Raw genomic sequence first — 11,945 nt, 5'->3', positions numbered from 1 at the left:
ACTCACTCCTGCTTTCCCCGCATATCCTTACAGAATCGCTCGATTGTCCCGATAACCATCTGGGGCGTGATTTTCTTCGAGCATTCGTATTCCCGCGCGGTTCCCTTATGGTAGGGACATTTATCCTCCCGCCAGTCCACGCGCAAATCGTTATAACAGCCATGGCAAACCTGCCTATTTTGCACACGGTAGGGCGTATCGAACTCCGAATGAGGAAGCGTTATGCCGCCAATCAACACCACTGGGCACCCAGCTGCATGGGCCAGCCACGACAGGCCACTTGATAGGCCAATAAAAAAGTCTGCATAGGCCAGCATATTGACGCGATCCATTTCCGATGCTTGGCCATCGAAAAACACCTGCCCGCTGTCAGCGTCGGTAATCCTTACCTGCCAATTGCCAGCGGGAACAGCCAGCCGCAAACCTGCATTGAAATCGAGTTTTAGTCCCGCAATGCCCGTTTCGCCCTTGACCATCCTCGCTAGTTCATCATAACGGACAAAAATCCCGTTGTCTTCCGCCGTAAAATCCTTCACCCCTGAATAGAAATACAACACCGGCCATAAGTGCATCCTGCAAACTCCTCTCTACCGCTGACTATGCATCTCCACCAAAGGCGTATCCATGGCTCCAATGATGGCATCCTGCAGCACGGCCTGCCAGATTGCCTGCCATTGCGGCTTTCCATCCTGCAGGTATTCACGGCAGAAACCGCAATGCTGCATCGTCTGACGCCGGAACAAGGGCGCTGACAAGCCGCCGGATAACAAGGTCTGATGCTTCCGCAGGTATTGCCGATAGATATTGCCATCGCCGATGGCAAAGCCATCGGGCAGCTGCAAATCTACCAAAGTTCCCTGCTCCTTCGCCTGATGCAAAGCCGGATAATCCAGACTGTTCGTCAGCACGAAATCGATATTGCCATGACGCGTGAGCGTCGTGACCATGGGCTGTAATTTATGCTGAGCCAGAATATCACCGGGGAATCCCCATTGAATAAACTCGCCATCAGCTGATTCGGCAAGATCCTGCCAGAGGATATCCCCCTGCTCCTGCAAGTAGACGATATCTTTCGCGGTTTTATCCGACTGCTCCTGCAAAAAGCCCAGCAGCCAATCGTCATGGATGGCTTCCTCCCCCAACGGAAAGACAATGATATTCACCTGTGGATAATCCTCAGCCGCCGCGCTGGCAAAGGACGTTTGAAAGGCCTCCTGATCGCCAAAATAGGGCAGCAGGAGCGATACCTTATGTGTTTCGCTGGCAGCCTGTTGTTCGCTGTACGCATTGGCCAGCTGTTCTGCGGCCAGCAGGACATTGCGCAGCAATACCCCTTCGCCGCTCCGTGCCTTCGTATAGGAAAGCGCCCGTGCCTTGCACGCCGACGCAATCCGTGCCGGCTGGCCATGCGTCAGCGGCGGACGAACCATTTTCTCACCTGCGAGAAGCCGATAGAACCCCTTCCGCCAATGATTGGCCAGGTTCGTCTGCCGTGAGTATTTGGCCACATTGGCGAGCCACCCCACGGCGGCTTTCGACGCGGCCTGATCGCTGCTTCGCCATGGGAAATGGGCCAGATGCACACCATTTAGCGGCAGCGGCTTCAGCCGCTGCAAACCGTCTGTCGCGGGGAGCAAAGCATGATGATTCCCCTGACTCAGCCGGAAGCCCGTCTTTTCCCATGCCTCACGCCCCAATAGAAGTTTTCCGAGCTCCTCGGGCCGGCTTTCCCGCTGGCTTTCCATTGCCAGAATAAACTGCTGCCCATGATATTCTTCTGCGGTCTGATACGTCACCCATGGCAGCTGGTAAATATCCGCCGGCCTGCAGACCGAAAACAGGGCCTCGCGGCACCATGCCATATCCTGTCCTCCATCGGACAGCAGGAATTCATCGGCATCAAGGGGCAGGACAAAATCGAACTCTGACGCAAAGGCCTGCTCCATCAAGTTTGTCATGACCTCGGCCTGTGCCTGCGCCGATCCATCAAACTGCTGCACGCTGAGCGGCAAACCTTCTGCCGCTAACTGCCGCAGGATATCATAAGTACCATCGGTACTGGCGTGGTCTGCGATATAGAGCTTATCCGCAAAACTTGCGGCATGGCGCACAAAGCTTTCGACGATATCCGCTTCGTTGCGTACCATCGAGATTACCGCTATCTGCATCATGATCTTCCTTCCCTCTATCTATCCCTCGTTATAGATTGCGAATCAGTGCCGGTGAGCGGAAAAGATGGCCGCCACATTCTGCCGGCAAAAGCAACCGTCCATCCATAAAGTCCTGTCCCTCCTGCCAACCTGCCGCTAAAAGTTCCTGCTTTATTTTCTCATACTGTCCCGAAAACAAGATGTAGAGCCTGCGTCCCGCAGGACTTACGCGCTCATATTGACACAGGCGTCCCGCCCAATCCATATCACTGCGCATCGTAAGGTAACGATCCTTCCCCAAAAAATGGAAAAGTTCCTGAATCGCTTTCTGTGAGGCTTCATTGGCGCAAAATATCCGCTGCCTTTGACTGGCAACGCTGAATACCTGCCGCGCCAGCTCCAGATCGATGTCGTACTGCCGCTCCATCTGCGCAAAACAGCGATAAAGGAAGTCTTCGTCGCACCATGGCGTCTGGGAAAACACCGTATAAAATAACCGGTCATAGACGTCATCTTCCCGCAAACCGAGACTTCCCGCATCATAATGATAAACTGCGGGTACCAACTGCTGGATTTTACGATACTGCAAAGCTGGCACAAACGCATTATAGGCAATATTCAAATGTTTATAGCCGTTAGCAAAATATGCATTGAGAATATCCTGATCATAAAACACAAATCCTTTGAGCTGTTTTAGACGCTTGATGCCCGCCCACAGGATATCGCCCTGCGCCAAAAACTTCTCACGGTCTACCAGCAATACGCCGGAATTGAAATACGCCTTGCCATCCATCCAGCCAGCCGCCACCATCAGATTGTCCGCAGGATAACCGACCTCATCATACTCAGCGACAGCAGCCAGCGGATAACCCTCCAAGTTAATCTGCCAAAGATTGGCGATATCCATATGGATTACGGTATCAGCATCAAAATAAATGAACCGCTTTAACTCCCGCGGCAGCAGCCGTGCCGCCAGCAGGCGGTAAAAGGCCGCATAAGTATAGCGCGACACCCCAGCCTGAGGCAATTCCCGCCGCAAATAATCCAGCTCCGCCGCGGCCAGCACTTCCACATTGTAAAAAGAAAGCTGCTGGCCAAAATGCATGGCCGCCTGACGAAACCGCAGCTTTTCCTTTTCCCGCAATGACCCATCGTGCAGCAAATGGATGTGCAGGTCTTTTGCCCCGTGCCGCTCGCAAAGCGACCATAGCGACGTTCCGAGGAACTTGCTGTATGTCCCCTTCTCATCAGCGATTGCATAGCAAATATCCATCATCGTATTCTATACTCCTTATGCCATGGTCACGTATTGCCCTTTATCAGAAAGATATCCCGCTGGAAATTCGGCCCCGCATCCTTAAATGCTACGAGTGAATCAACAGGCCAAATTTCCTTTCGTCCCTCCATATACTCTTGAATCAGGATGTACCTGGTATATCCTGCCTCGCGCAGACAGTCCGCCATCGTCTGCAAATGGCCCTGTTTGTTCCATAAATAGGGATTGAATTCCATATACAGCGGAATAGCCCGCTTCTTCAGGATATTCATGGCACCGCCCACAACAAAGGGTTCAAAACCTTCCGTGTCAATCCAGATATACTTGATTCTCGCATCATCGAGGCCGCTTTCCTCGAAGTATTCATCCAAGGAAATCAGCGGCACCTCTGCGGTCATGCCGCCGCTGTTCTTTACAAGGCTCGTTCCTCCCGGATTGTTTTCATCATAGTACAGCTGCCTGTTTTCCCGCCGATCGGATAAACCATAAGACTCAGCATAAGCCTCCCCCGCCAGACCATTCAACAACAGATTGATCTGCAGCAGCTTGTTGTTGTTATCGTTCGGTTCAAATGCGATGATCTCCATGTTCATATCTAACTTTTTGCGAAAATATATCCCCGTCGTACCGATATTGGCTCCTAAATCGAGGAAATATCCCGGCTCATCATCGCGAAGCACATAATATTCATGCGCCAGCTTATAAAACAAGCGCATTTCACCCGCCGACCAAATCTGCCCATCACGCATCATCGTCGGCATGATAACTTTGTCCTTTACCGAAGCGATAAAGGTAAGACCTTCCACCCTGCAGCTGCAATAATCTTTTGCGCAGCATTCATGACGCCAAAAGAGCAGTCTTCTCATACCGCCAACTTGATCCTTCATCAAAAAGGCCGCTTGGTCGAATTTATCATACCAGCTGTTCAGCGAGTAAAGGAATACCACCCGGTCACTGCCAAAACCAACGCGCTCCAACATCTGTATGATAGTTATATCGATTACCTCATTGGCAATTAACAGCAAATCGATATCATCATTAACCAATTGAACATTCTTTTCATACGATGGAATAATCTGTACCAGCTCTATCCGATCGCCATGGATATTCTCCTCCAGCCATTTCTTCCCCTTGCCATCCATATCCCATAAAATAACACGCGCTTTCATCATAACAAAGTCTCCTGATTCACATATATTGTTCCATTCAGCCCGCTATGACAACGTTCCCGCAAAAGGTCAAAGCCCTTCCGCATGGCCTGGCTTTCAACCTGCCCGATGCAGTGCACTTCCCCCCACTGGCAACAGCCATGCTCCGAACGCTTTGGTTTGCACGCAGGCAAAGCCTTGACCGGCTGGATGAATACCGCCGGTACCTGCCGTGGCGCAAAGATGCGGGGCACATCGTCAGGTCCCAGCGGAAACTCGGCCGCAAAAGCGCACGGAACAAGAATGGGTTTGTCCAAGGCAGCCGCCAGATGCATATTGCCGGTGTCATTGCCGATATAGGCTTCGCATTTATCCATAACCGCCGCGGACTCGCAGTAGCTGAGCTTCCCCACAAAATTCCGGATGGATTCTGCTCTGCCCTGCAGCTCTTCATAAGCCTGCAGAAAACGCTGTGCCTCCTGCCCGTCGATTGTACCACCTCCGAGCAGCACAAAGTGCAACGAAGGGTAATCTTCCTGCAGCAGCCGGATGAGCTGCGCATATTTTTCCGGTGGCCAACGCTTGAACGCTCCCTCACCGCCCATGACAATAGAATAAATCGGATACTGCGCGGCCAGCCAATCGGCCAGGATTTCCTCGGAACGCTCGATATCCTTGGGAAAGCACCAAGCTTCCGTTTCCCGCTCGTTTACCTTCTGCCCCCAAAATGCATCGAGTACCCCCAGATAGCGATCCGTGGCATGAACATTTTCACTGCGATAAGGAACCGGCCGATTGATAAATGGCACCACCACATCATACGGTATGTCACCATGCCAATATGTTGACTTTTGTACACGGCTGATATCATAGGCCACGCGCACCTTGGCTCCACTCAGATACGCAAGCTGAACGGCACTGCCATAATGAGGAAACACAAAGGCCAAATCAAAATGATAGGGCAGAAGTTTTGCACAAAATCCCTGATTCCATTCATAAAGCGATAGGAAATCATTCCAATCGCATTGACGCAAATTAGGTATGACCTCATCTACATACGGACAGGCCTCAGCCAAAACTAAAGCACGCGGGAAAAGCACCAGCACGATATGTGCCAATGGATAATGCTGGAGGATAGCCCGCAGACATGGCGACAAATTGATGAAATCCCCCACGCCTGCATCATGGATGATCAGGATATTCCGCGGCGATTCTGGCATTGCTGTACGATACCCATGCCGCACAAAATACGGTTCCATATATTGGATAAAATCATACGTATTAAATTCCTTCGTTTGCTTTATCTGTTCTTCATAAACCGCGATGCCCTGCTGTATATCCTCAATCGCCCGCATATCTATCACCATCCCTGTATTCAAGCATCCTCTACATTGCGCTGCTCACAATACGAATGCTGCTCATCATAATAATAGAGTTTTCCCAGCGGTTTTAAGCGCCGGACGAGTTTTAAAAGTACCCGCTTGCTGTCCGGAATCGTCCGCACGTTGCCAAGTACCAGGATAATATCCTGTCTTGCGGGAATCGCAGCACTGATATTTTCCCATTGGGACACATAGCGGATAGGAAAATCCTGCACGGCGTTCTTTTTATCCGCAACATTCAGCACCACTCCGGAAAGCTGCAGCTGCGGATATTTGCGCTTCAGGTTGCATAAGTCAAGCCCCACACTGCAGCGTACCAGCAGGACTTTCTTTCCCGCATCCTCTGGCTGCAGCACTTCTGTAATGCCATGGAATACTTTATGATCTGGCGATACCTGCCATTTCTGCATGAATTTCTCTTTGTTCGCCTGCAAAATTTTATCAAAGCGTTCCTGTCTGGCCTTCGTCTGCTCAGGATCGAGCGCCTGCTTGAATGAGGCGCTGCCGAAATGATGGATAAACGTATCGGCGCACAACAGAAGCCGGTAACCTGCCTGACGGATTGTATACGAATAGTCATCATCCTCGTAATTTCCCGGCGAGTAACACTCGTCCATACCGCCAATCTTATCGTATACCACGCGTTTCAACAGGAAGCAAAAACCAACCAATGTTGGCCAGCTGTACCACTTCTGCGCATCGCTGTGGTTGTATCCTGCCGCAAACTGCTGCAGCTCCTCTACGGTCTGGTAATCCACCGCAATCGACTGGCCATTGCTGCAGTTATTGGTCACGCAGCTGACCGCGCCGATATCTTTCCCGCTGTAAAGTGCCTGCTGCAGATTATCCAGCCAGTGTGGCGTCACAATCGTATCGCTGTTGAGCAGCAATAGATCATTTTCTGTCGCTGCGGCCTGCATCCCCTGATTGCAGCCAGCCGGAAAACCAACATTTTCCATATTGGCGATGAGTTTTATATCGCGCTGCTCCTTGAGCCATTCCAGCGAACCGTCCGTAGAAGCATTATCCACCACGATAATCTCATAGCTATTTTTTCTCGTATAAGCGCGAATACTTTCGATACAAAACTGCGTATACGAAAGCGTATTATAGCTAAGTATTATAATGCTCGTTTTTCTCATAACATGATTCTCCAACCAGCAGGCACCTCTGTACCTGCTGCCAAACTTGTTCTGCGGTTATCTCCTTGGAACATTCCATTTCCCGTTCCGTACCCTGATGATACGGGCAAAAATAATTCTTATCGTCAACGCGCAAGTCATTATGGCATCCATGACAGACCTGATAGTTGATGACCCGATACGGCGTAAAAAATTCATTTGACGGCAGGGTAAAGCCGCTGATCATCACCACCGGCGTCCCTGCCGCATAGGCCAGCCAGGAAAGCCCGCTCGACACGCCAATGAAGCAGGCCGCCCCATTGAGCAGTGCCAGGCGTTCATCCAGCGGCCGCCGTCCTGTATAATCTTCGGCCCCTTCAGGAATCCCCACATGATAACTCCCCTGTCGCAGTTCCCGATCGCCATCGATGCAAAGCACGCAATAGCCTGCCTGTTTCAGCCGCTTGATGATGATTTCCCAGCCCTGCGGATAATGCCAGCACTTATTGACCCCCGAAGCCTGGGTAGCAATACATACATAAGGCTCTTCTATTAAGGGATTCCGCCCCGCAGCCGTAAGCTGCAACTTCCTTGGCACAACCGGCAGACGCAACAGAACACCGCCAAGCTGCGTGAGCGGCACCGAGCGCGCATCCGTTGGCGATAAGATTGGCGCATCTTGGAAAATTCCAAGCACAAAGGCCGCATAGGCATCCTCTGGCAGTTTCTCCACCATAGGAAATTGCGGCCAACAGACGTCAAACAGCGGCGCGAAATTTTCCTGCCGCTCGCAGACAACCCGGCAATTATATTTTTCTTGAAAGGCCAAGACGTAAGGCATAACCGCCAGCATATCGCCCAAAGCATTGCCGAGATGGAAGTATACGGTTTGCTCCGTGACATCCAGGCGATGCGCAAACACCATGCTGCCACTTTGATAGACTTCTACCTGCCAGGGAATATAATATTTTTCCATGGAAGCCAGCAGCTGATTGCTGACCTCTCCCTCAAAATACACCTGGCCGCTTTCACTGTCGCTCACGCGGACGGCAAAATCCCCGGCCGGTATTTCAAGACGCAGTCCAAAATTAAAGTCAAGTTTAAGCCCGGGGATGCCAGTCTCCCCCTTGACTTCGCCAGCCTTTTCCATGAGCCTGACTAACAGCGCCTGATGGTACTCATTCATTTCGTTCTGCGCAGCGCTAAAAAATACGATTGGTTTCATTCTCCATCATCCTCAAGCCTGTCTTGCTGCATAACACAATAATCCAGCAGCAGCATCACAAAATCTTGTTGTTCATGGAAATATTCCCGGCAGTATGGGGCAATTTCCTGATTGATTTGTTCCAAGGAATAGCACTTGGAAACAGGCAGCATATGCCGCTTTAGGAATATGCCGAAAAAATAAGCTTTTATCCGCAGCTTGAGCTCCGGGTGCTGCTGAAAAAGCTCCATCCCTGCCATCCATTGCTCGCAGGCCAATAATGTCTTTATCCCCGACAGCCAGTACTGCTTTATCTTAGACAAATCCTGTCCGCGTGACAACGACTGCTCCCGCACATGATAGTGATAGTCCGTTGCGGAAATGAACACATAACGTTTGGCATAATAAAGGCATAAAAAATTAAACAAGCAGTCTTCAAAGTTTGGCATATCATCAAAGTGCAGTTGGTATTTTTCGATAAGATCCCGCCGATAAAGCTTGCCCCATGACGCAACATTGGTTCGATTTTCCAGCATTGCCTCAATACGCAACAAAACATTTTCTGGCATAATCCATACCGAATCTGTCAACCGTACTAAATCATACAAGGGGTATGAGCCATCCTTCTGCAAGCGATACTCCTGACTACCACTTGAAACCACATCTGCATTATGCAATATTGCTTGCGCGTATAGTGTCTTCAGATATTCTGGCTCAACGCGACGTCATCGCCATCCACAAACGTCAAGAAGCGTCCTGTGGCGGTCTCCATTCCCCGATTGCGTGCCATACCGGCCCCGGAGTTCTCTTGCAGCTGCACAAGCCTTATACGGCTGTCAGTCGTCGCCATAGCCGCGCAGATTTCCCCGCTGCGGTCTGTCGACGCATCATCGACAACGATAAGTTCAAAATTCTGCAGCGTCTGTGCCAGCAGGCTTTGCAGGCATGCCTGTATGTACCGTTCGCAATTATATACGGGCACAATGACCGAAATACTAGGACACTTCATTTTCATACCTCAACAATTATTTATCAACATAGTAAATGCCTTCACGACTTCTTCGGGCGGGATAGTCGCAATGCAATGCGCGGCCTTGCCACAGCAACCACCATAGATGATTTTCTCTTTGCAACCCCCAATTGCCTTATCCGGGCGCAGGGCGATATAAGGGACCTGCCACGGCGCAAAGCGATAAAAACCACTGAATACCCCTGGCAGAAAATCATCCTTGTCCAACGGATCGCGGAAAAAGGCCAGTACCGGTTTCTGCAAAGCTGCCGCATAAAGCCTGTCGTTAGCACCGTATCGCCTACCGCATCGAATAACAACACCAATATTGACTTCACTGCCCCAGCCTGCTGTTTGCGCAGACCTGCCTGCTCAAAAGCCGGCTCCATCAGCGCTTTGAGCTTCGCGACGGGAAGCTGATGCACATCCATGGCCAGTTGCACTAGCTGTGTCCCAGCTAAAGACAAAGCATGTTCTCTCATTGCAGCAACTCCTTCTTATGCTCCTGCCGGCAACGGTCGATAACTTTTTTCACCATCGCCGGTGCGATCTGACGCTGGCACTCCAGATAATGCGGACTCTTCTGCTCATGATACGGGCAAATTTTCCGCAAGAAATGAACACGGACATCATTGAAACAGCCATTGCATACGCGGGGATTCATGACCCGATAAACCTCCGGGAATTCATACCATACCGCAGAAAAGCCAGCAATCATGATAACAGGACACCCCGCCATCCAGGCCAGCCACGAAAGGCCACTGCCAAGGCCGATGAAAAAATCGGCATATGCCAGCATATCAGCCCGCTCCGCCAGTGGAATATTGCCCGTAAAGTCCTCGGCGCCCGCTGGCATCTTTACAGTGATGCCTTGGTCACTTACGACCCTGTCGCGATCAATGCACAGCACCCGATAGCCGAGTTGTTTCAGATATGCCACGATTTCGTCCCAGCCATTTGGCCACTGCCAGGTCTTAGCTACGCCTGAAGCCTGCACGCCAATGCACACATAAGGTTCTGCGATTGTCCGCAGTTTACGCGGTTTCCAGGGAATACGCGGTGCGATACAATCCTGTCCGAGAATATACTGTGCCGATGCCCGCATCGGAATCCGCCGTCCATCCGTCGGGATAAAATGCGGATCGTCAAAACCGATTACCAGCCAGAAAACCGCATAAGTATCCTCGGGAATTTTCTCGCATTGCTCAATCTCCGGATAGGCAAACTGGATAAACTCCCGCCATTTTTCGCGGACATCAATCGAGATTTTCGCTTGATGCTGCTTGGCAAACATAACAGCCGCAGGCAGGAAGGCAATTGTGTCGCCCATCGCCGTACTGACAACGCCAATATGGATATGCTGCCCTGTCGGATCAAAGCAATGCTCAAACACCTTCTGCCCCGCGTAAAAGACCTCGATAAACCACGGGATATAATATTTTTCCTCCGATACCAGGATGACTTCGGCTGCATCTTCATCAAAATACACCGTGCCAGTTTCGGCATCTGCTATCCGCACATGATAATCCCCTGCGGGGACCTGCAAGCGAAGCCCATTGCGGAAATCCAGCTTCAGCCCGTCAATGCCCGTATCGCCAGCTACAACTCCCATATGAACATGCATTTCATTAAAAAATATACGATTGTTTTCTTCCATCAACTCCTGCTGCTTTTCCGAATATTTGCGGCAAGGGAAATACTGGATGGGATACGGAAACATCTCCATTATTCTTGCTCCTTCCTGTTTTTATTCATACACCAGTCCAGCAGCAACGTCACATATTGATAGTTCACACCAAATTCTTTTTCCATAATCGGCCGTATCTGTTCATTGATCGCCTCCAGGGACTGCTGTTTTGTTAAATCATAAAAATGCGACAACAACGATAACTGCATGATAAAAACGAATAATATCTGTTTACTTCCCTTATCTGCTGCTAAATCAGGAATGGACTCCATATAATCAGACAGAAAACGGATAGCTTTTACCACGGAATCCATATATTGTGGAGCTTTCGCCAACAAATCCCCACGCGTGATGGATTCTGGGGTCTCAATGATTTCATACAACGTATCCGGCAGTAAAGCAAACCGTTTCGCTGCCAATAGCGCTTCAATAGAAAACAACACATCCTCAAAGAACACGATGGGGTGAAACCGGATATTGCTACGTAAGATCAACTCACGTGAAAACAACTTCTGACAACAGGCTGTCATATACTTGCCTTGCCAGACATATTCGGCACGCTGGGCCAACGGAATATCCAGTCCTAAAGGACCCGTAATTTCTCTGCTTCCCTCCGCTACGATATCAGCATTTTCCCGCAATGCCATCTGATACATCCGCTTCAAATAATCAGGGTACAGCACATCATCGGCATCAACAAAAGCGATAAACCGGCCACACGCTGCTTCAATACCTGCATTGCGGGTAACACTAGCGCCCATATTTTCCGCATTTTGCCACAAATGCACCCGCTTATGCTGCCCATACAAGGACTGGCACAATTCATAGCTGCCATCGGTAGAGCAATCGTCAATGAGCAAGATTTCCAAATTCTGCATAGTCTGTGCCAGTATGCTGTCAATTGTCCGCTGCAGATATTGGACTTTGTTATAAATCGGCACAATTACAGATATGTTAACCATCATAGC

General features: G+C 50.3%; 12 protein-coding genes. All 12 read right to left on the bottom strand.

Going from position 1 to position 11,945, the window contains the following annotated elements; genetic code table 11:
* Positions 1-2: 2 nt before the first annotated feature.
* The gene (locus FYJ78_RS07495; RefSeq protein ID WP_154620792.1) at positions 3-572 is read right to left on the bottom strand and encodes a glycosyltransferase family protein; all 570 of its coding nucleotides are present in this window, start codon (positions 570-572) and stop codon (positions 3-5) included.
* A 15-nt stretch (positions 573-587) separates the two neighbouring features.
* Positions 588-2,171, bottom strand: coding sequence for a glycosyltransferase family 2 protein (locus FYJ78_RS07490; protein WP_154620791.1), 1,584 nt, complete (start codon positions 2,169-2,171; stop codon positions 588-590).
* Positions 2,172-2,199: 28 nt separating this feature from the next.
* A complete protein-coding gene (locus FYJ78_RS07485; RefSeq protein ID WP_154620790.1) occupies positions 2,200-3,426 on the bottom strand; it encodes a glycosyltransferase family 8 protein in 1,227 nt (408 codons plus the stop codon).
* A gap of 26 nt (positions 3,427-3,452) precedes the next feature.
* Entirely contained in the window at positions 3,453-4,598 is a 1,146-nt protein-coding gene (locus tag FYJ78_RS07480; protein WP_154620789.1) for an FkbM family methyltransferase, read from the bottom strand.
* Positions 4,595-5,941 carry a glycosyltransferase family 9 protein gene (locus FYJ78_RS07475; RefSeq protein WP_154620788.1) on the bottom strand — a complete coding sequence of 449 codons (1,347 nt, stop codon included), beginning with the start codon at positions 5,939-5,941 and terminating at the stop codon, positions 4,595-4,597. The genes FYJ78_RS07480 and FYJ78_RS07475 overlap by 4 nt, the downstream gene beginning before the upstream one ends.
* An 8-nt stretch (positions 5,942-5,949) precedes the next feature.
* Positions 5,950-7,098 (bottom strand): glycosyltransferase family 2 protein, encoded by a 1,149-nt coding sequence (locus FYJ78_RS07470; protein WP_154620787.1) that lies wholly within the window; start codon positions 7,096-7,098, stop codon positions 5,950-5,952.
* Positions 7,070-8,302 (bottom strand): autotransporter strand-loop-strand O-heptosyltransferase, encoded by a 1,233-nt coding sequence (locus FYJ78_RS07465; RefSeq protein ID WP_154620786.1) that lies wholly within the window; start codon positions 8,300-8,302, stop codon positions 7,070-7,072. Before FYJ78_RS07465 ends, FYJ78_RS07470 begins: the two co-directional genes overlap by 29 nt.
* Positions 8,299-8,913, bottom strand: a complete 615-nt coding sequence (locus FYJ78_RS07460) for a hypothetical protein (protein ID WP_154620785.1) — start codon at positions 8,911-8,913, stop codon at positions 8,299-8,301. Before FYJ78_RS07460 ends, FYJ78_RS07465 begins: the two co-directional genes overlap by 4 nt.
* Positions 8,914-8,981: 68 nt before the next feature.
* Positions 8,982-9,290 carry a glycosyltransferase family 2 protein gene (locus tag FYJ78_RS07455; protein ID WP_235899931.1) on the bottom strand — a complete coding sequence of 103 codons (309 nt, stop codon included), beginning with the start codon at positions 9,288-9,290 and terminating at the stop codon, positions 8,982-8,984.
* 41 nt (positions 9,291-9,331) lie between these two features.
* Entirely contained in the window at positions 9,332-9,772 is a 441-nt protein-coding gene (locus tag FYJ78_RS07450) for a hypothetical protein (protein ID WP_154620783.1), read from the bottom strand.
* Complete coding sequence (locus tag FYJ78_RS07445; protein ID WP_195847911.1) at positions 9,769-10,902, bottom strand: autotransporter strand-loop-strand O-heptosyltransferase; 1,134 nt, start codon at positions 10,900-10,902, stop codon at positions 9,769-9,771. Before FYJ78_RS07445 ends, FYJ78_RS07450 begins: the two co-directional genes overlap by 4 nt.
* A 113-nt stretch (positions 10,903-11,015) precedes the next feature.
* Positions 11,016-11,942, bottom strand: coding sequence for a glycosyltransferase family 2 protein (locus FYJ78_RS07440; protein ID WP_154620781.1), 927 nt, complete (start codon positions 11,940-11,942; stop codon positions 11,016-11,018).
* Between the last annotated feature and the right edge of the window lie 3 nt (positions 11,943-11,945).

The sequence above is a fragment of the Wylensekiella montiformis genome (assembly GCF_009697385.1).
Taxonomy (GTDB): domain Bacteria; phylum Bacillota; class Negativicutes; order Selenomonadales; family Selenomonadaceae; genus Selenomonas_A; species Selenomonas_A montiformis.
This window is presented reverse-complemented; position numbering and strand designations above follow the sequence as displayed.

Bases quoted from the DNA above. Each gene is read 5' to 3' on its own strand.
- FYJ78_RS07485 (WP_154620790.1), bottom strand. From the start codon at position 3,426: ATGATGGATATTTGCTATGCAATCGCTGATGAGAAGGGGACATACAGC.
- FYJ78_RS07470 (WP_154620787.1), bottom strand. From the start codon at position 7,098: ATGAGAAAAACGAGCATTATAATACTTAGCTATAATACGCTTTCGTAT.
- FYJ78_RS07495 (WP_154620792.1), bottom strand. From the start codon at position 572: ATGCACTTATGGCCGGTGTTGTATTTCTATTCAGGGGTGAAGGATTTT.
- FYJ78_RS07490 (WP_154620791.1), bottom strand. From the start codon at position 2,171: ATGATGCAGATAGCGGTAATCTCGATGGTACGCAACGAAGCGGATATC.
- FYJ78_RS07440 (WP_154620781.1), bottom strand. From the start codon at position 11,942: ATGATGGTTAACATATCTGTAATTGTGCCGATTTATAACAAAGTCCAA.
- FYJ78_RS07480 (WP_154620789.1), bottom strand. From the start codon at position 4,598: ATGATGAAAGCGCGTGTTATTTTATGGGATATGGATGGCAAGGGGAAG.
- FYJ78_RS07465 (WP_154620786.1), bottom strand. From the start codon at position 8,302: ATGAAACCAATCGTATTTTTTAGCGCTGCGCAGAACGAAATGAATGAG.
- FYJ78_RS07445 (WP_195847911.1), bottom strand. From the start codon at position 10,902: ATGGGAGTTGTAGCTGGCGATACGGGCATTGACGGGCTGAAGCTGGAT.
- FYJ78_RS07475 (WP_154620788.1), bottom strand. From the start codon at position 5,941: ATGGTGATAGATATGCGGGCGATTGAGGATATACAGCAGGGCATCGCG.
- FYJ78_RS07450 (WP_154620783.1), bottom strand. From the start codon at position 9,772: ATGAGAGAACATGCTTTGTCTTTAGCTGGGACACAGCTAGTGCAACTG.
- FYJ78_RS07455 (WP_235899931.1), bottom strand. From the start codon at position 9,290: ATGAAGTGTCCTAGTATTTCGGTCATTGTGCCCGTATATAATTGCGAA.